General features: G+C 61.4%; 21 protein-coding genes. 7 read left to right on the top strand and 14 right to left on the bottom strand.

The window, feature by feature from the left end:
• Positions 1–4: 4 nt before the first annotated feature.
• The 3 genes from ADADOO_RS17000 to pncC all read right to left on the bottom strand — a co-directional run bounded on the left by ADADOO_RS17000 (position 5) and on the right by pncC (position 4,279).
• Positions 5–2,560: a PAS domain S-box protein gene (locus tag ADADOO_RS17000; protein WP_511278700.1), complete on the bottom strand. Its 2,556-nt coding sequence runs from the start codon at positions 2,558–2,560 to the stop codon at positions 5–7.
• On the bottom strand, positions 2,557–3,696 hold the full coding sequence (locus ADADOO_RS16995) for an FIST signal transduction protein (RefSeq protein ID WP_511278699.1): 1,140 nt from the start codon (positions 3,694–3,696) through the stop codon (positions 2,557–2,559). Before ADADOO_RS16995 ends, ADADOO_RS17000 begins: the two co-directional genes overlap by 4 nt.
• An 82-nt stretch (positions 3,697–3,778) precedes the next feature.
• Positions 3,779–4,279 carry a nicotinamide-nucleotide amidase gene (gene pncC / locus ADADOO_RS16990; RefSeq protein ID WP_511278698.1) on the bottom strand — a complete coding sequence of 167 codons (501 nt, stop codon included), beginning with the start codon at positions 4,277–4,279 and terminating at the stop codon, positions 3,779–3,781.
• A 175-nt stretch (positions 4,280–4,454) separates the two neighbouring features.
• Here pncC and ADADOO_RS16985 point away from each other — a divergent pair, with 175 nt between their 5' ends.
• Entirely contained in the window at positions 4,455–4,637 is a 183-nt protein-coding gene (locus tag ADADOO_RS16985) for a hypothetical protein (RefSeq protein WP_511278697.1), read from the top strand.
• Between the two features lie 313 nt (positions 4,638–4,950).
• Complete coding sequence (locus tag ADADOO_RS16980) at positions 4,951–5,394, top strand: c-type cytochrome (protein WP_511278696.1); 444 nt, start codon at positions 4,951–4,953, stop codon at positions 5,392–5,394.
• A 125-nt stretch (positions 5,395–5,519) separates the two neighbouring features.
• On the opposite strand, the gene ADADOO_RS16975 is transcribed toward ADADOO_RS16980, so the two are convergent.
• From ADADOO_RS16975 to ADADOO_RS16950, 6 genes are all read right to left on the bottom strand, one after another.
• A complete protein-coding gene (locus ADADOO_RS16975; protein WP_511278695.1) occupies positions 5,520–5,852 on the bottom strand; it encodes a hypothetical protein in 333 nt (110 codons plus the stop codon).
• Between the two features lie 141 nt (positions 5,853–5,993).
• Positions 5,994–7,985, bottom strand: coding sequence for a UvrD-helicase domain-containing protein (locus tag ADADOO_RS16970; RefSeq protein ID WP_511278694.1), 1,992 nt, complete (start codon positions 7,983–7,985; stop codon positions 5,994–5,996).
• Positions 7,986–8,104: 119 nt separating this feature from the next.
• Positions 8,105–8,422 carry a hypothetical protein gene (locus ADADOO_RS16965; RefSeq protein WP_511278693.1) on the bottom strand — a complete coding sequence of 106 codons (318 nt, stop codon included), beginning with the start codon at positions 8,420–8,422 and terminating at the stop codon, positions 8,105–8,107.
• Positions 8,423–8,466: 44 nt separating this feature from the next.
• The gene (locus tag ADADOO_RS16960; protein WP_511278692.1) at positions 8,467–9,156 is read right to left on the bottom strand and encodes a DUF4197 domain-containing protein; all 690 of its coding nucleotides are present in this window, start codon (positions 9,154–9,156) and stop codon (positions 8,467–8,469) included.
• A 16-nt stretch (positions 9,157–9,172) separates the two neighbouring features.
• Complete coding sequence (locus ADADOO_RS16955; protein WP_511278691.1) at positions 9,173–10,309, bottom strand: PilT/PilU family type 4a pilus ATPase; 1,137 nt, start codon at positions 10,307–10,309, stop codon at positions 9,173–9,175.
• A gap of 33 nt (positions 10,310–10,342) precedes the next feature.
• Complete coding sequence (locus ADADOO_RS16950; protein ID WP_511278690.1) at positions 10,343–11,386, bottom strand: type IV pilus twitching motility protein PilT; 1,044 nt, start codon at positions 11,384–11,386, stop codon at positions 10,343–10,345.
• A gap of 56 nt (positions 11,387–11,442) precedes the next feature.
• Between ADADOO_RS16950 and ADADOO_RS16945 the strand changes: the two genes are divergently transcribed.
• The 4 genes from ADADOO_RS16945 to ADADOO_RS16930 are packed head-to-tail and all read left to right on the top strand — an operon-like array spanning position 11,443 to position 13,763.
• Positions 11,443–12,126 (top strand): YggS family pyridoxal phosphate-dependent enzyme, encoded by a 684-nt coding sequence (locus ADADOO_RS16945; RefSeq protein WP_511278689.1) that lies wholly within the window; start codon positions 11,443–11,445, stop codon positions 12,124–12,126.
• Position 12,127: 1 nt separating this feature from the next.
• A complete protein-coding gene (proC, locus tag ADADOO_RS16940) occupies positions 12,128–12,940 on the top strand; it encodes a pyrroline-5-carboxylate reductase (protein ID WP_511278688.1) in 813 nt (270 codons plus the stop codon).
• A complete protein-coding gene (locus ADADOO_RS16935; protein WP_511278687.1) occupies positions 12,940–13,473 on the top strand; it encodes a YggT family protein in 534 nt (177 codons plus the stop codon). Before proC ends, ADADOO_RS16935 begins: the two co-directional genes overlap by 1 nt.
• On the top strand, positions 13,470–13,763 hold the full coding sequence (locus tag ADADOO_RS16930; RefSeq protein WP_511278686.1) for a DUF167 domain-containing protein: 294 nt from the start codon (positions 13,470–13,472) through the stop codon (positions 13,761–13,763). The genes ADADOO_RS16935 and ADADOO_RS16930 overlap by 4 nt, the downstream gene beginning before the upstream one ends.
• Positions 13,764–13,820: 57 nt before the next feature.
• On the opposite strand, the gene ADADOO_RS16925 is transcribed toward ADADOO_RS16930, so the two are convergent.
• Genes ADADOO_RS16925 through ADADOO_RS16905 form a run of 5 tightly spaced genes read right to left on the bottom strand, consistent with a single transcriptional unit; the run spans position 13,821 to position 17,517 of the window.
• A complete protein-coding gene (locus ADADOO_RS16925) occupies positions 13,821–15,065 on the bottom strand; it encodes a dihydroorotase (RefSeq protein WP_511278685.1) in 1,245 nt (414 codons plus the stop codon).
• Position 15,066: 1 nt separating this feature from the next.
• Positions 15,067–16,026 carry an aspartate carbamoyltransferase catalytic subunit gene (locus ADADOO_RS16920; protein ID WP_511278684.1) on the bottom strand — a complete coding sequence of 320 codons (960 nt, stop codon included), beginning with the start codon at positions 16,024–16,026 and terminating at the stop codon, positions 15,067–15,069.
• A complete protein-coding gene (gene pyrR / locus ADADOO_RS16915) occupies positions 16,019–16,528 on the bottom strand; it encodes a bifunctional pyr operon transcriptional regulator/uracil phosphoribosyltransferase PyrR (protein WP_511278683.1) in 510 nt (169 codons plus the stop codon). Before pyrR ends, ADADOO_RS16920 begins: the two co-directional genes overlap by 8 nt.
• Entirely contained in the window at positions 16,512–16,940 is a 429-nt protein-coding gene (gene ruvX / locus ADADOO_RS16910; protein ID WP_511278682.1) for a Holliday junction resolvase RuvX, read from the bottom strand. The genes pyrR and ruvX overlap by 17 nt, the downstream gene beginning before the upstream one ends.
• Before the next feature lie 16 nt (positions 16,941–16,956).
• Positions 16,957–17,517, bottom strand: a complete 561-nt coding sequence (locus ADADOO_RS16905) for a YqgE/AlgH family protein (protein ID WP_511278681.1) — start codon at positions 17,515–17,517, stop codon at positions 16,957–16,959.
• A gap of 38 nt (positions 17,518–17,555) precedes the next feature.
• On the opposite strand from ADADOO_RS16905, the gene ADADOO_RS16900 reads away from it, so the two are divergent.
• The coding region (locus tag ADADOO_RS16900; protein WP_511278680.1) for a cryptochrome/photolyase family protein at positions 17,556–18,907 on the top strand (1,352 nt) is incomplete at its 3' end.

The raw sequence follows: 18,907 nt of genomic DNA, 5'->3' as shown, positions 1-18,907 counted from the left end.
TTGATCACACGACCTCGGCACCGCCCAGCCAGTGGTATAGGGCCGTATAAAGCAAGGTCGGATTGACCGGCTTGCTGACAAAATCATTCATCCCGGCCTGCAAACATTGTTCGCGATCTTCGGCAAAAGCATTGGCGGTCATCGCCAGAATCGGCAAATCCTGGCGATTGGCCAGCTGACGGATGCGCCGGGTCGCCTCCAGTCCATCCATGCGCGGCATCTGCATATCCATGAGGACCAGTGCGTAATCCTTGCTGGCCACCTTGGCAACCGCTTCGCCGCCGTCCTCGGCCACATCGATGACCAGGCCGACGTCTTCGAGGAGCATTTGCGCCACTTCCTGATTGATCGCATCGTCCTCGACGAGCAGCACCAGGCGCCCGGCAAACTGGCGCCTGAGCATGGCTTCAATATGGCCACCAAGGACCGGCGATGTCGAGTCCCCGACTTCTGCCGGCGGCCGTTTCAGGCGCGCCGTAATCCAGAAAACACTGCCCTTGCCTGGCGTACTTTCGGCCCCCGCTTCGCCGCCCATCAACGCCGCCAGATGCCGGGTAATCGCCAGTCCAAGCCCGGTGCCACCGTACTTGCGGGTGGTCGATGCATCGGCCTGCTCGAACGGTGAAAACAGGCGGGCCAAGGCTTCGGGCCCAATACCGATGCCCGTATCCGACACCTCCAACCGGATCAGCACGCTCTCGGCATCCTCCTCAAGGACCTGGCAACGCAGCCTGATTGTGCCGCTCTCGGTAAACTTGATCGCATTGTTGGCGTAATTGAGCAGCGCCTGACGCAGCCGCGTCGCATCACCGAGCAGGCAGCCCGGCCAGACCGCCGACTCGACGCGCAACGCCAGATTTTTCTCACGCGCGCGCCCGGCCAGCATCTCGGCGACTTCATTCATCAAGCGGGACAGCACAAGCGGCGCCTCTTCGAGCACCAGCTTGCCCGCCTCGATTTTCGACAGATCGAGAATGTCATCGATGATTGCCAGCAAATGCTGGCCCGCGGCTTCGATGCGATTCAAGGGCACACGCAAGGCATCATCGACCCCGCCGCGACGCATCAGGTACGCCGAGCCGAGAATGGCGTTCATCGGCGTCCGGATTTCATGGCTCATATTGGCCAGGAAGGCACTCTTCGCCTTGGTCGCCGACTCGGCCAGATCCTTCGCCTCGCGCAATTCCTGCTCGGCCCGCTTGCGCTCGCTGATGTCGCTGACAAAGGTGATGAAGCGCGCCGGATCGCTAGCAGTTTCCGGCCGGAAATAAATATTGAGGTGCACCGGAATCAAGTGACCGTCGCGGTGCCGATTCCAGCTATCCAGGCTGGCACGGCCCGTCTGCCGCATTTCCAGCGTGGCCTCGGCGAACCCTCCGGGCGGAAAAGCCGGGTCAATATCGGGCACACTCAACTGCAGCAACTCCTCGACCGCATAGCCGAGAATCTGGGCGGCGACATGATTGACATACACGAAGCGCCCGTCAGCATCGACCCAATGGATACCCAATCCGACCCGGTCCATCGCAAACTGGGTTTGTTCGAGCCGGGCGTTGGCTTGCGCCAGATCGCGGGTACGCTCGGCAACCATCGCCTCAAGGTGGCGCCGATGCTGTTCGAGCTCCGCCTCGCTATTCCGCAAAGCCTCTTCGACGCGCCGCCGCTCGGTAATCTCCCGCGCCACGCCAAGCACACCGATCAATTCGCCCTCCTTGTCGCGCATCGGCGTCTTGATCGTCTCGAACAATCCCCGATAGCCGTTATCGGCGAAAGTCAGCCATTCCTCGTTCACCGTCGGACCGCCAGCGGCCGCCGCGGCACGGTCATTGGCGCGGAAGAACTCGGCCTGTTCATGGCTGACGAAATCGTCGTCGGTGCGCCCAACGATGTCATATTCGCTGGCGTTGTAAAGCCGCGAAAAAGTCGGATTGCACGACAGATAAACGCCATTCGGATCCTTCACCCAAGCCAGGTCCGGGATCGCGTCATAGAGCGAATCGAGAAAAGCCCGCTCGCGCTCACTCTGGGCCAGCGCCACCGCCAGCTCGGCCCGCGCATCGTCACGGTCGTCGGCCAGCGCCTGGGTCAGGCGCTCATTGTTGCGACAAAGAATGATCGCCTTGGCCAGATTGGCCAGGACCGGCTGGAATATCTGCGTCAATGGCAGATCGGAAGGCGGCGCAGCAGGTGACAGGAGGAGGATGGTGTAGTGCTCATCGACCGGCAGATGGAGGCAATGGGTATACGCCTGATCAAGCGACAAGGGGCGAAGCAAGACCGGATCATCCAGCAACTGGACCTTTCCCGACAACAGACCGCTCGGCAAGTTGAAACGCGCCCCGTAACGCTCAGCCAGCAGGTAATCGCCGATCGCGCTTTCCAGAATGGCCGACACCCCGAATTCCGTGATACTGGGCTCCGCGAGGACAACGCCAGCCGGGAACGAGGTGTGGAAAAGCAGGCGTTGCAGCGTTTTTTTAAGCAGGCTATCGAGACCAAGCTCGCCGCCGACGGTCAGCGAAAGGTCATAAAGAACACTGAGAATCTGCTCGCGGTTCATGCCATCGGCCAGGGCGAACAGACCAGCGTCGCATTGTGGAACATCGGGTAGCCCCAGCGCACGGTGCTGCCGATTTCGCCCAGCGACAAGGCGCCCCCCATCTCATCTGCCTCCGTGCCGGCCTGAAGTTCAGCCAGTTCTTTCTCGGCATTGGCACCGAGATGCAGGCGCCGACCGGCGCAATAAAAGGTCAGCAATTGCATTCCCTGCATCGTGCCATGGCCGCCGCACAGACGATCGGCCAGCCGCGCAATACAGCCATGCGCCCCGGCCGCCGGGGCCTGCAGCAGCACCAGCATGGCGTTCTCGGGAATTTCGCCAACGCAATGCAGTGAACCGTCGTCGCTCAACGCCACGGGAATACGCACCACGACATCGCCATTGGCGCGCAGGATGCCGAAGGGAAAATGCACAGCGTATTCGTAAAAATTGTCGCGTCTCAGGTCGATGCCGTACTGCCCCTTGATAATTTCCTGATAGACATCGAATGCCGGCCGCCAGTCAATCATTGCAATCCGGTTGCCTTTGGTCGAAGTTGCGCACATCGCACGCTCCGGCTGCGCGAAACCATGCTCGAGTGTCGGCGCCATGTTGCCGGGCAACAGCAAACCGAGGACGCCATCGCTGACCAACGCTGTTTCGTCGAACAGGCAGGGCATCGGCTGGAAAGTTTCGCTCCCCGCGTTGACCCCGCCATACTCGACACGATTCGAGAGCTCGAAGTAGATGTCGTCGAGAATGCTGGCGACGTTCGGCACCATGCCATCGAAGAGCATGAACAACGTCGGCTTTGACGCCCCGGCCGGACAACTCTTCAAGCCCTCGCGAGCCGCTGCGGCAACGGTGCTGGCGGCATTGCCGGTAGCATTCACGGAGGTCAACAAAAAATGCGGCGGCATTTGATCGAAGCAGAGTAGCCAGGTGCCCTGGCTCAGGAAAGCCTCCTGCCGAATCAGAGCGGGGAAAATTCCGCCAGCCAGGGCCAGCCCATGCTGCCGGCAAGCTGCCTGCAATATAGGCAGATGGTCCTTTTCCGCTTCCGGCAACAAGGCCACAATCCCCGCCCCGGCCTGCCTCGGAGACCATTCGTTGAGCGCTTGCTCAATGGATTCACCATTCAGTTCAACGTAACGCATCGATTTGACCCAGTCGGCCTTCCTTGGTGCATTTTTCGAATTTTTATATTATTTGCGAGTATCCTGGAAAATCCCGGCCGCCTCAAGCGCGATAGACAGCCACCCCGACTCGCTCAATCAGGCCTCTGAGCGCGTAACGCACTGATTGCTCGCGAACCGCCGCCCGATCTCCGCTGAACAGGCAGGTTCGTGCCTCACATCCGGCATCCTTGCCGGCCCAGGCGAAACAGACGGTTCCCACCGGCTTATCCGGCGAACCACCACTCGGCCCGGCGATACCGGTAATCGCCACCGACCAGTCGGCTCGACTGTTTGCCAGAACACCCTGTGCCATGGCCCTCGCCACCGCTTCGGAAACCGCGCCATGGCGCTCCAGCGTGCTTTCAGGGACGCCGAGCATGTCGACTTTGGCGGCGTTCGAGTAAGTCACGAAACCCCGGTCGAACCAGGTTGAGCTTCCGGCAATCGCCGTCACTGACTGAGCGAGCCAGCCGCCGGTGCACGACTCGGCAACAGCCAGCCATTCGCCACGCTCAACGAGCAGGCGCCCCAGCAATTCAGCCAGTTTTTCCAGTTCAGACATCACACTCAATCCTAGCACGCACCCCAAACCGAATGTCGCACCCTCCCTGGACACCGACAAAAAACCGAGTACGACTGGCTCCAAAGAACCTGTGGAAATCCGATATTGCACCGCAACATAATCAGGCTATACTCGATGCACAGGAACAATAATCGTCCATAAATCGAGAACAGCCATGAACGTCAAGATCCATTACCGCATAACCCAGGACCGCGCTGGCATCCCGCAGGACTACACGGGTGCCCGCCACTTCGTGGTCAGCGAAGATGAAGCCATCGAAGACACGGCAATACACCAGTTGGCGACCGATTACCAGGTTCCGAAAACCGCCGTCCAGATCTGCCGCATCGAAAGCTGAATCAACAGAAACGCTAGCTAAAGGCATTGGGACGAATCCCCTTAGAGGATGGTTTCGTACCGTTTTAACGACCATTTTTCGCTATTGTGCGCCGCACAATTTTAATACGGCCACATTTTGTTACAGAAGGCTACGAAAGTACGACAGACTTTGGGAGCGCAGGAACCTACACTGCAATTGTGCATTGAACCCCTCCTCTCGAAACTCCCCCTTTCGAGAATTTCGACCCCGCCGCTGGCGGGGTTTTTTTTGCTCGATCGCTACAGTGCGCCGTTATAATGGTGTTTTTAAACATTGCACTGGGGTCTTGAGCATGGCCGAGCAACATTCTTCCAAGAGCATCATGTGGGCAACGATCATCGTCGCCGCCCTTCTGATCGCTGTCATTTATCCGCTGACCGCCAACAAAGGCGGCTCGACGGGAAACACCAGCAACGCTGCCGATGAAGCTGATATTCGCATTCAACCGGTCGCCAAGTTTGAACTGGCCAAGGCTGAAGCACCTGCCGCCAGCGGCCCTCGCGATGGCGTCACAATTTTCAACACGGTCTGCGGCGCCTGCCACAACACCGGCGCGGCCGGTGCTCCGAAGATCGACGACAAGGGTGCCTGGGCGCCCCGCCTTGCCCAGGGCAAGGACGCGCTGATCAAGAGCGTCACCAACGGCAAGAACGCCATGCCCCCGAAGGGCGGCGCCACGTTGTCCGACGAAGAGGTCAAGAATGCTGTCGAATACGTGATGAGCAAGGCAAAGTAAGACTTCATCGCTCACATCAGGGGAGGCTACGGCCTCCCTTTTTTGTCGACGTAAAAAAGGGCGCCTCGTGAGCGCCCCGGCCAGCACAGCTTTTGGAGGGCTGTGGCTGACATCCTGCGGATTCCTTACTTCTTGGCCGGTTCTGCAGCCTTCGCGGCTTCCGGTACGGCAGCAGGTGCGGCGGCCTCAGCCGGCTTCGCAACTTTCTTCGCTTTCTTTGCCTTGGCAGCGTGCTTGGCGGTAGCCGATGCTTCATCCTTCTTCATTTCCGGGGCGACGACAGCCGGCTTGGCTTCCGGCGCCTTGACTGCTTCAGCAGTCTTCGGGGCTTCGGCCTTGACGGTGGCGGCGACCGGGGCGGCAGCAGCCTTTACTTCAGCGGCAGTCGGCTTGACGTCAGCAGCGTGGGCAATACCAAAAGCGGTGGCAAGGATGATGGCGACGAGTTGTTTGGTCATTTTTTGATTCTCCAGTGTTGTTAATTCGGTTTTTTGATCCGGCTTTGCAAAATTGCGCTGCCTTGTGCCGAATAACGCGACCGGTTACCGCCCGGATGTCATAAGGAGAGTAACCCGTTGTAACGGGGTGTCACCAAGCGGTTAGCGCTTGTTTCCAGCCAGCATCGCCTTCATGGCGTCGAGCCGGGCGCTGCCGGTGGCCTTGTCGGGCGGGACATCCTGTTTGCCGCCGGTGAAACGAACATCTTCCTTGCCCATTTCGTCGATGAAGCGCGATGGCTCGCAAGGCACGAATTCGCGGGCCTGTTTGCGGCGTTCGCAGTAAGAAATGTTCAAGGTGTGCTGGGCGCGGGTGATGCCGACGTACATCAGGCGGCGCTCTTCTTCAATCTTGGCCGGATCGACCGATTCACGGTGGGGCAGGATGCCTTCCTCGACGCCGACCAGGAAGACATTCTTGTATTCCAGCCCTTTGGCGGCATGCAGGGTCGACAGTTGCACGGCGTCGTAATCGTCGTCGTTTTGCTTGTCGAGCATGTTGATCAGGGCGATGCTCTGGGTCAGGTCCACCAGCGTTTTACCGTCCTGTTCGCCTTTCTTGTTCAGCCAGTTGGCGAATTCGCAGACGTTGGCCCAGCGCGTTTGCGCCGTGCGCTCCTCTTCGTGGTCATAGAGGAAGGTTTCGTAATCGATGGCCTTGAGCAGGTCGGGCAGGACCTGATGCGCCGGCTCCTTGCTGGCCCGCGACTGGGTGCGGTTGATGAAGTTGCAGAATTCGAGCAGGGGGTCGAGTTGACGGGGCTGGACGCGTTGCGCGAAGCCCTCTTCGAAGGCCGCGGCAAATAGCGAAACGTGACGCTCGCCGGCATAGATGCCGAGTACCTGCAGCGTCGCCGCACCGATGCCGCGTTTGGGCGTGGTGGCGGCGCGGATGAAGGCGGGGTCGTCGTCTTCGTTGGCGAGCAGGCGCAGGTAGGCGGTGATGTCCTTGATTTCGGCCTTGTCGAAGAAGGACTTGCCGCCGGAGAGCAGGTAGGGAATGCGGTGGTCGCGCAGGTATTCCTCGAAAATCCGCGCCTGGTGGTTGGAGCGGTAGAGGATGGCGTAATCCTTGAATTTGGCGCGATGCTCGAACTTGTGCGCCTGCAGTTTCATGACCACGCCTTCGGCCTCGGCGTCATTGTCGCGGCAGGCGGTGACGGAAATCTGTTCGCCGTGGCCGAGGTCCGACCACAGTTTCTTGTCGAACAGCTTTTCGTTATGCGAGATGACGTTGTTGGCGGCTTTGAGGATGCGCACGGTCGACCGGTAATTTTGCTCAAGTTTGATGACCTTGAGGGCGGGAAACTCGGTCGGCAGCTTCTTGAGATTTTCGATGTCGGCGCCACGCCAGCCGTAGATCGCCTGATCGTCGTCGCCGACCGCCGTGAACTGGGCGCGAACGCCGGCCAGCAGCTTGAGTAGCTGGTACTGGCAGGCGTTGGTGTCCTGGTATTCATCGACCAACAGGTAACGCAGCCGGTTCTGCCACTTGTCGGCGATTTCCGGATGCTCGCTGAATAACTTGACCGGCAGGCCGATCAAATCGTCGAAATCGACCGCCTGATAGGCCTTGAGCGTCGCTTCGTAGGACAGGTAGGCGTGGGCGGCCAGCTTTTGATGTTCGTCGGTGGCCAGATGGCGCGCCGCCTCGGGCGTAACCAGCCCGTTCTTCCAGTTGGAGATGGTGGACTGGACGATGCGCAGCGTCGCCTTGTCGACGGTTCCGGCCGTTTCGCTGATGATGCCGGCGCAATCGGCCGAATCGAAAATCGAGAAACGCGGTTTGTAGCCGAGCGCCTTGGCTTCTTCGCGCAGGATGCGGACGCCCAGCGAGTGGAAAGTCGAAATCTGCAATTCGTCGGCTTGCGGCTTGGAGAGCAGTTTGCCGATGCGCTCCTGCATTTCCTTGGCGGCCTTGTTGGTAAAGGTGATGGCCGCGATATTGCGCGGATTGAAGCCGCAGCTCTGCACCAAGTAGGCGATTTTCTGCGTGATCACCCGCGTTTTTCCCGAGCCGGCACCCGCCAGCACCAGCAGGGGGCCGTCGAGGTAGTGGATCGCTTCGCGTTGCGGTTGATTGAGGCCGGACATGACTGTGCAAATGACGGCGCCCCGACGAGGCGGGGCGCGCTGGATAGGTTGCCTTGATTCTAACCTACCGACTCAATGCTGAAAATCGGCCAATTTTCTGGTTGACCGTGGAAGCGGTCTCAGGCGCTGTCGTCGATGCCGATCAGACGATCCAGCGGCACGCCGGGCTTGATCAGGCTATCCGTGCCGACATCCAATTCGAGCAATTGCGCTGCGACGTCGCGCACCCCTTGCCGCACGCGTTCATGGCCATGAAAGTCGCCAACGGCGCCCGGATCAACCTCGGCGATCTCCTGCTGCAGGCTGCGCTGACGATCGCCTTCGATGCCTTCCATGACTTCGACCCGCCGGATCTGTTCGTTGTCGACCGGACGCACGCGCTCGCTCGATTCACGAGTGGCGCGTTGCGTGGTGCTCGACAAACGGGTGAGTTTCATTGGGGACTCCTTGCCCCCAATGACGGCATTTAAAGCCGATAGCTTTAATTCAGCGCGCCGAAGACGTTTTTCAGCAGATCGCTACCGGCGCCGAGCGGATTGGCGCGTAGCTTCTTTTCTTCTTCGGCGATCATCAGGAAGAGGCCGTCCATGGCCTTCTGCGTCACGTAACTATCAACGTCGGCATTCTGCTTGTCGACCAAGCCGGCGCTCGCTGCCTTACCGGCAAACTTGTTGTACTGGTCGGCCAGCTTGAGCTTGGTGGTTTCCTGCTTGACGATCGGCTTGAATTTGGCAGTCAGCTGATCGGTCGAGGTGCGCTTGAAATACTGCGTCACGCTGTCCTCGCCGCCGGTCAGAATGTCCTTGGCGTCCTTGACGCTCATTTTCTTGATCGATTCGGTGAGGATCGGCTTGGCTTCGGCCACGGCATTTTCGGCCGCGTGGTTCATCGTTTCGACCAGTTGGTCAGCCTGCTTGCCCATACCGAACATGCGCAGCGCCGAATCGGCCTTTTCCAGATAGCCGGGCAGCTTGATCTTGACCTTGTCGTTGCCGAGGAAACCGCCGTTCTTGCCGAGCGACGAAACGGCGTAATCAGCGCCCTTGGCCAGCGCTTCCTTGACGCCAGCACTGGCATCACCGCTGGAAATGGCATCGAGCGCCCCGGCTTGGGCGACGCCCACGGTCAACCCGAAAAAAAGGGCAAAAATGGAATGTTTCAAGGTGTGCATGAGAGGCTCCTTTGGCTCAGACGATGTCGAGGTGACCGATGCCGGTCGATAGATCACGGTCCTTCGATTCCTTGCCGTGCAGCTTGATCTGCAGGCGCAGGTCGTTAAGCGAGTCGGCGTTGCGCAGCGCATCTTCGTAGGTGATCTTGCCGGCTTCGTAGAGGTCGAACAGCGCCTGGTCGAAAGTCTGCATGCCGAGCTCGCGGGATTTCTTCATGACCTCCTTGATCTCGTGCACCTCGCCCTTGAAGATCAGGTCGGAAATCAGCGGCGAGTTGAGCATCACCTCGATGGCCGCCATCCGCCCGCGACCGTCCTTTTTCGCAATCAGGCGCTGCGAAACGAGGGCACGGAGGTTGAGCGAGAGGTCCATGAGCAGTTGCTGACGACGCTCTTCCGGGAAGAAGTTGATGATCCGGTCGATGGCCTGGTTGGCGCTGTTGGCGTGCAATGTTGCCAAGGCCAGGTGACCGGTTTCGGCGAAGGCAATGGCGTAGTCCATGGTGTTGCGGTCGCGGATTTCGCCCATCAGGATGACGTCCGGCGCCTGACGCAGCGTGTTCTTCAGCGCCGGGCCCCAGTCGTCGGTATCGACGCCGACTTCGCGCTGGGTGACGATGCAGTTCTTGTGGTCATGCACGTATTCGATCGGGTCTTCGATGGTGATGATGTGACCGTAGGAATTTTCGTTGCGGTAATCGACCAGCGCCGCCAGCGAGGTCGTCTTGCCGGTGCCGGTACCGCCGACGAAGATGATCAGGCCGCGCTTGGTCATTGCCAGATCCTTGAGCACCGGCGGCAACTGCAGCTCGTCGAGGGTCGGGATGGTCATGTTGATCGTCCGGCAGACGACGCCGACGCGGCCCTGCTGAACCAGCGCATTGACCCGAAAACGCCCGATCCCAGCCGGCGAAATGGCGAAATTGCATTCCTTCGTCGCTTCGAACTCGGCCGCCTGGCGATCATTCATGATCGAGCGGGCCAACTCGGCCGTATGTTGCGGCGTCAGAATTTGATTTGAAACCGGCGTGATCTTGCCGTCGATCTTGATGGCGGGCGGAAACCCCGCCGTGATGAACAGGTCGGAGCCTTTCTTTTGCGACATCAGACGCAAAAGATCGTGCATGAATTTCATTGCCTGATCGCGTTCCATAGTTTCCCCTTGTCTGTTCTGTCAGATGCCCGATCAAGCCGGGAAAGCATCCTTGTTGGCGGCACGGAAGCGCGCTTCGGCGGTCGACACGATATTGCGCCGCACCAGGTCGACCAGGTTCTGATCGAGCGTCTGCATGCCGAAATTCTGGCCGGTCTGGATCGCCGAATACATCTGGGCGACCTTGTTCTCGCGGATCAGGTTGCGGATGGCCGGCGTGCCGATCATGATCTCATGCGCCGCGACCCGGCCGGAACCGTCCTTGGTCTTGAGCAGCGTTTGCGAAATGACCGCACGCAGCGATTCAGACAGCATGGCGCGAACCATTTCCTTTTCCGCCGCCGGGAAGACGTCGACGATGCGGTCCACCGTCTTGGCGGCCGACGAAGTATGCAGCGTACCGAACACCAGGTGGCCGGTTTCAGCCGCCGTCAGGGCCAGGCGAATGGTTTCCAGGTCGCGCATTTCGCCGACCAGGATAACGTCCGGATCTTCACGCAGCGCCGAACGCAGGGCATTGGCGAAAGACAGCGTGTGGGGCCCGACTTCGCGCTGGTTGATCAGGCACTTTTTTGATTCGTGCACAAATTCGATCGGGTCTTCGACGGTCAGGATGTGGCCGTAATCGTTTTCATTGACGTGATTGACCATCGCCGCCAGCGTCGTCGATTTGCCCGAACCGGTCGGCCCGGTACACAACACGATGCCGCGCGGATACTCGGAGATTTCCTTGAAAATCTTCGGGCAGTTCAACTCTTCGAGCGTCAGCACTTTGGACGGAATAGTCCGGAACACGGCGCCGGCGCCGCGATGCTGATTGAAGGCATTGACCCGGAAACGCGCCAGATTGGGGATTTCGAAGGAAAAGTCGCACTCCAGCGTCTCTTCATACACCTTGCGCTGGCCGTCGTTCATGATGTCGTACACCATGCCATGAACGTCCTTGTGTTCCATGGCCGGCAGGTTGATGCGCCGGACGTCGCCATGCACGCGGATCATCGGCGGCAGGCCGGAGGACAGGTGGAGGTCGGAGGCCTTGTTCTTGACGCTGAAAGCCAGCAGTTCGGTGATGTCCATGCGGATCGTCCTCGGCGCGCGTGTATACTTGGTTTGTTGTAAATTCCCAATGGATTATGAGCGCAATCGCCGACAACCTGCAAGCTGTCCAAGCCCGTATCAGCGATGCGGCGGCGCTTGCCGGCCGTTCGCCGGAAAGCATACGGTTACTGGCTGTCAGCAAAACATGGCCACTGGCTAGCGTGATTGAAGCCGCCGATGCCGGACAGCGTGCCTTCGGCGAGAACTACGTGCAGGAAGGCATCGACAAGCTGACAGCGCTCACCGAACGGAAGCTCGAATGGCATTTTATTGGCCCGTTGCAGAGCAACAAGTCGCGGGCCGTGGCCGAACATTTCGACTGGGTGCATTCCATCGAACGCCTGAAAATCGCCGAGCGCCTGGCGGCCCAGCGCCCGGCCGGCCTGCCCCCCCTGCAGGTCTGCGTTCAGGTCAATGTCTCCGGCGAAGCCAGCAAGAGCGGTTGCGCCCCCGACCAGGCGCTGGCCTTGTGTCAGGCTGTCGCCGCCCTGCCCGGCCTGCGCCTGCGCGGCTTGATGGCGATCCCCGAGCCGACCGATGTCCCGGCGGCGCAGCGCGCTGCGTTCCGTCGCGTTCGGGAGATTTACAACCACATCCGGGCGGCCGGTCTGCCGCTCGACACCCTGTCCATGGGCATGTCCCACGATCTTGAAGCAGCCGTGGCCGAGGGCGCGACCATCGTTCGCATCGGCACGGCGATTTTTGGTGAGAGAAATTAAGATGAAGATTGTTTTCCTGGGTGGCGGCAACATGGCCAACGCGCTGATCGGCGGCATGCTCAAGCAAGGCTTCGCAGCCAGCGACATCGAGGTCATTGACCCGGGCGCCGAAGCGCGCGCCAAACTGGCCGCCGCCTATGCGGTCAGCTGCCATGCCAGCGCCGAAACCGCCCCGGCCGCGCCGGACATCCTGGTGCTGGCCGTCAAGCCGCAGCAGATGAAGGAAGCCGTCGCCCCGCTCGTCGGCAAACTGGGCAACGCTGTGGTCATCAGCATCGCCGCCGGGCTCGACATGACGGCGCTGTCGCGCTGGCTCGGTGGCCATCGCCAGATCGTCCGCTGCATGCCGAACACGCCGGCCCTGATCGGCGCCGGCATCACCGGGCTGTGCGCCTTGCCGGAAGTGAGCGCTAACCAGCGCGCGGCTGCCGACCGCGTGTTGCGCGCTGTCGGCACCACCGTCTGGATCGAGGACGAAGCGAAGATCGATGGCGTCACCGCCATTTCGGGCAGTGGCCCGGCCTATGTTTTCCTGTTCATCGAAGCGCTGCAACAGGCCGCCGCCGACCTCGGCTTCACGCCGGAGCAAGGTCGCCTGCTGGCCATCGAAACCGTGCAGGGCGCTGCTGCGCTGGCTGCCCAGTCGAGCGAACCGGCGGCTATCCTGCGCGAACGCGTTACCTCCAAGGGCGGCACCACGGCCGCCGCGCTGGCCGTCATGGCCGAACGCGGCGTCAAGGACGGCATCGTCGCCGGCTGCATGGCGGCGGCGGCGCGCGGCCAGGAACTTGGCAAGATTCTCGGAGCCGACTGATGCAGGCCATCGTTTTTCTGCTCGACGCCATCGCCAGCTTTTTCTGCACGCTGTTCCTGCTGCGTTTCATGATGCAGGCAATGCGCGTTTCCTTTGCCGGGCAGATCGGCGATTTCGTCGTCAAGCTGACCAACTGGGCGGTCAAGCCGCTGCGCCGCGTCATCCCCGGCGCCGGCGGTTTCGACTGGGCCAGCCTGCTGGCGGCCCTGGCCTTGCAAATGATTTTCTCCGGCATCATCGTCGGCGCGGCATCTCGTTTCGGCGACGTCGGTGGCGCCAGCCTCGCCCCGATGATCCTGTGGCTGGCCCTGCGCAGCCTGCTGCGGCTGGCCGTGTACATCCTGATCGGCGCACTGATCCTGCAGGCCGTGTTGTCCTGGGTCAATCCCTACTCGCCGCTGGCGGCACCGGCCAATCAGTTCACCCGACCGCTGCTCGATCCGCTCCGCCGCATCATTCCGGCGATTTCCGGCATCGACCTGTCGCCCTTGGTCGCCATCTTGCTCCTGCAAGCGGCGCTGATGTTTCTATGACTGACTGGTTCCGCCAGGCCGCCGATGGCCGCATTACGCTGACCCTGCACATCCAGCCCGGCGCCAAGAAAACCGAGTTTGCCGGGCGGCATGGCGACGCACTCAAGATTCGGCTCGCCGCACCGCCGGTCGACGGCAAGGCCAACGAAGCGCTGATCAAGTTCATCGCCGACACGCTGAAACTGCCGAAATCGGCGGTCAACCTGAAAAGTGGCCAGACCTCGCGGCGCAAGGTGGTCGAAGTTCAGGGCGCGACCAGCGAAGCCGTCGCCGGCTTCGCGCACGCCTGAAAAAAGTGGCCGTTTTTTCCGGTTGACCGTGGAACGCGACCAACCGGCGCCCATCGCCTAAAAAACGACGCGTCCGCCAACCAGCGTGGATTTCACCTTGCCGGACATCATGTGGCCGGTCCAGGGCGAATTTTTGCCACGGCTCTTGAGTGCTTCCGGCGTCACTTGCCAGGTTGCTTCCGGGTCAAAGATGCAGATGTCGGCGGCCGCCCCGATCGACAACTGGCCGCTGGGCAGAGCAAGCACCGCAGCCGGCGCCGAGGTGATGCGGGCCAGCGCATCGGGCAGGCTGACGTCGGCTTCTTCCGCCCACTTGAGGGTGAGTGGCAAGAGCATTTCAAGCCCGGTCGCCCCCGGCTTGGCTTCGCCGAAGGGCAGCAACTTGTCGTCGGCGCCGACCGGCGTGTGGTCGGAGCAGATGGCGGCCAGCCCGGCCGCAGCCGCCGTCGACAGCGCCTGACGGTCGCTTTGCGCGCGCAGCGGCGGGCAGAAACGGGCGTGCGGGTTGAAGAAACCGATGTCGTTCTCGGTCAGCAGCAGGTGATGGACGCCGATGTCGAAAGTCACCGGCAGGCCTTCATGCTGCGCCCGCTGAACCAGGGCCACACCAGCCGCTGACGAGAGGCGGGTCAGATGGACGCGGCAGCCGGTGTCGCGCACGAGCTGGACGATGGTGCCGACGGCGATGGTTTCGGCGGCAACCGGGATGCCGGCCAGACCGAGACGGCTGGAGACCTCGCCCTCGTGGGCGATGCCGTTGCGCGCCAGCCAGTAATCCTGCGGCTGCAGCCAGACAGCGAAGCCGAAGGTGGCGGCGTATTCCATGGCGCGGAGCAGGGCTTCGGTATCAACGATGCTCCGGTTAGCCTGCGAGAAGGCGACACAACCGGCTTTCCTGAGCCCGGCCAGTTCGGCCAGATGCTCGCCCTTTAGGCCCAGCGTCAAGGCACCGAGCGGCAGGACGCGCGCCTTGCCGATTTCGGCACCGCGATGGACCAGACGATCGGCCAGTTCCGGCTCGTCGAGCGGCGGGTCGGCATCGGGCGGAACGACGACGGTGGTCACGCCGCCAGCGACGGCGGCGGCCAGTTCGGCCTCGATGGAATTGAGACGGGCGCCGAGGTCGATCAGGCCCGGACAGACAACGCAGCCAGCGGCGTCGATGGTTTTGTCGGCGACGAAGCCGGCCGGCGCATCGCCGAGGCCGGCGATCTTGCCGGCGGCGATGTAGAGGGCGGTATTGCTACGGTCAACGCCGTTTTGGGGGCAAATTACGCGGCCATTTTGAATAAGAATGTTCATCTCAATTCCCCGCAACGATGCTCATGACGGCCATGCGGACCGCGATGCCGAAGGTGACCTGGGGCAGGATGACGGCCTGCGATCCGTCGGCTACGGCCGAGTGGATTTCGACACCGCGGTTCATCGGCCCCGGGTGCATGACGATGGCGTCGGGCTTGGCGAGCGCCAGTTTTTGCGGCGTCAGGCCGTAGTGGCGGAAATATTCGCCGGCCGACGGGAGCAGCGCACCGTTCATCCGTTCGTTCTGCAGGCGCAGCATGATGACCACGTCGACGTCTTTCAAACCTTCATTCATGTCGTGAAAAACCTGCACGCCGAGTTTGTCGAGATGCTTCGGCAACAGGGTTTCCGGGCCGATGGCGCGAACTTCCGGAACGCCGAGCGTGGTCAGCGCGTGGATGTCGGAACGGGCGACGCGCGAGTGCAGGATGTCGCCGACGATGGCGACGCGCAGCTGCGTGAAATCCTGCTTGTAGTGGCGGATGGTGTACATATCGAGCAGGCCCTGCGTCGGGTGGGCGTGGCGGCCGTCGCCGGCATTGACGACGTGCACATCGTCACGGCCGATGCGCCGCAGGTGCTCGGCGATCAGATAGGGCGCGCCGCTTGAGGCATGGCGGACAACGAACAGGTTGGCATGCATGGCGCACAGGTTGTCGATGGTATCGAGCAGCGTCTCGCCCTTGCTGGCCGACGACTTGTTGATGTCGAGATTGATGACGTCGGCGCTCAAACGCTTGGCGGCGATCTCGAAGGTAGTGCGGGTCCGCGTCGAATTCTCGAAGAACAGGTTGAAGACGCTCTTGCCTCGGAGCAGCGGCACCTTCTTGACCTCGCGGGCCGAGACCTCCATGAAGGAGGCGGCATTGTCGAGAATCTGCGTCAGGATGCGCTGCGGCAGGCCCTCAATGGTTAGCAGATGAGTCAGTTCGCCGTCTTTGTTCAACTGCGGGTTAAGCATTTTCCATCCTCCACGCCAGTCGACCGTCGTCCTGCTTGGCGAGGACCAGATTCTGGTGATCATTGAGTTCCACGGTCCAGGCGCCGTAGGTTGCCGCGACCGGCAACTCGCGCCCGCCGCGGTCGGCCAGAACGGCCAGTTCGATCGAGGCCGGGCGGCCATAGTCGAATAGCTCGTTGATCGCCGCCCGCGTCGTGCGGCCGGTGTACAGCACGTCATCGACGAGGATCAGGTGACGGCCTTCGACATCAAACGGAATAACTGTCGGTTTGCACTGCGGATGCAGACCTTTTTCGGCGAAATCATCGCGATAGAAGGAAACGTCGATCAGGCCGATTTCCTCCGGCAAATCGAGCAGTTCGCGCAGACGCTCGGCGATCCAGGCGCCACCGCTGTAGATGCCAACCAGCGCCGGCTGGCGCGCTAGTTGGGGACGGATGAGGTCGGCCAGTTGGCGACACTGCGCCTCGGCGTCGGGTAAGACTTCAGGCTGGGGTGACATGGTGCGGGCTTTCAAACCAGGTTTCAAGGATGAGTTGGGCCGCCACGGCATCGAGCAGAGGCTTGGCGGATTTGCCGTGGCGACCGGTTTCGCGCAGGCGGGACTCGGCATCGACTGAGGTCAGGCGCTCGTCAGCAAAGCCGACCGGTAGGTTGTAGCGGCGCTTGAGGCGCTCGGCGAACTTGGTGGCCAGCCGGGTCATTTCATGTGGCGTGCCGTCGACGTGGCAGGGCAGGCCGACGACCAGTTGCACCGGCTGCCACTCGGCGATGAGCTTGGCGATGGCAGCGAAACGATCATCGTTCGATTCGGCGTGGATGGTGGTCAGCGGGTGGGCCGTGCCGAGCATCGTTTCGCCGGTGGCGACGCCGATGCGCTTTTCGCCAAAATCGAACGCGAGGACAGTGCCCATCAACGAGCTGACCGCCTCATGCGTGTCCGGCCACGTCGGAAAGCTGGGTGAAGCTGATCCCCAACTTTTGCATGGCCGCCGGCAGGCGCTCTTCCGGCGGCAGGTCGAAGAGGATGTCGGCCCTGGCCGGTACGGTCAGCCAGGAATTTTGCGTTAACTCGTTTTCAAGCTGCCCGGCATCCCAGCCGGAATAACCGAGGGTGACGATGATTTCGGCGGGCAGACCGTCACGCCCGACAGCGTTGAGCACGTCGCGCGAGCTGGTCAGGCCGACCTCGCTATTGACGGCCAGCGTCGACTGCCACTTGCCGATCGGGCGATGGAGGACGAAGCCGCGGTCCAACTGGACCGGGCCGCCGAAGTAGACGGGCAGGTCGGCGAGATTTTCGGCCGCCAGCTTGATGTCGATCTTGTCGAACAACCCGGCCAGATTCATGTCGATCGGACGATTGACAATGATCCCCAGCGCCCCGTTCTCATTGTGTTCGCAAATGTAGATCAGGGAATTCGAGAAATAGGGATCTTCCAGCGTCGGCATGGCGATGAGGAAGTTGTCGGTCAGGTTGACGTTGTCCATGACTGGAATTTTAATCGTCGGGAGGGTACAAACCAACCATGAAAAAAGAAAAAGCCCTGGTCTGGTTTCGCCGCGACCTGCGCGACCATGACCACGCTGCCCTGAGCGCAGCACTGGCCGCGGCGCCGGCGGTCTATTGCGCCTTTGTTTTCGACCGTGAGATTCTCGACGCCTTGCCGGCGCGGCGCGACCGCCGCGTTGATTTCATTCACGCCTCGCTGCTCGAACTCGACACTGCACTGCGCGCCAAAGGCGGCGGGCTGATCGTCCGCCAGGGCCGGGCTACCGAGGAAATTCCGGCGCTCGCCCGGCAACTCGGCGTGTCGGCGGTGTACGCCAACCGCGACTACGAACCGGCGGCCAAGCAGCGCGACGCCCAGGTCGCTGAAACCTTGCGGGCTGAAGGCATCACCTTCCATGCCTTGAAGGATCAGGCGATTTTCGATGGCAATGCGGTGCTGACCCAGGCCGGCAATCCATTCTCGGTGTTTACGCCGTACAAGAACGCCTGGTGCAAACGCCTGACGGCGGCGGACTGCGCCGAATGGCCGTGCCGGGGACAGCTCGCCGGAACAGCGTCGTGGGCCGGCGTACCGACGCTGGACGACATCGGCTTCGCGCCAACCGACCTCGGCGAACTGGGCATCCGCCCCGGCATGTCAGGCGCCCGCGCCTTGTGGGACGAGTTCCGCCAGGAACGCATCGAGCACTATGGGGCGCTGCGCGACTTCCCGGCGGTGAAGGGCGTTTCCTACCTGTCGGTGCATTTGCGCTTTGGCACCATCAGCATTCGCGAACTGGTGCGCCGCGCGCTGAATGCCAAGGACACGACCTGGCTTAACGAACTGATCTGGCGGGACTTTTATTTCATGATCCTCGACCACTTTCCGCACGTCGTTAACCGGGCTTTCAAACCGGCCTACGATGCCGTGCGCTGGGCCGACTGGCCGGCTGGCCTGACCGCTTGGAAGGAAGGCCGTACCGGCTATCCGCTGGTCGATGCGGCGATGCGCCAGCTCAATCACAGCGGCTGGATGCATAACCGGCTGCGCATGATCGTCGCTTCATTTCTGAGCAAGGATCTCGGCCTGGACTGGCGACTCGGCGAGCAATACTTTGCCGATCAGCTCAACGATTTCGATCTGTCGGCCAACAATGGCGGCTGGCAGTGGGCGGCCTCGACCGGCTGCGATGCGCAACCGTATTTCCGCATTTTCAACCCGGTAACGCAGTCCGAACGCTTCGACCCGGAGGGCAAGTTCATTCGCCGCTACGTGCCCGAACTGGCGAAAGTCGCCAGCAAATATATCCACGCGCCCTGGCAAATGGCGCGTAGCGAGCAGGAAGCAATGGGGGTGATCATCGGACGGGACTACCCGGCACCGATTGT

The organism is Azonexus sp. (assembly GCF_036170495.1).
Lineage (GTDB): Bacteria > Pseudomonadota > Gammaproteobacteria > Burkholderiales > Rhodocyclaceae > Azonexus.
The sequence above is the reverse complement of the archived record's forward strand: the minus strand, read 5'-3'. Positions and strand labels throughout refer to the sequence as shown.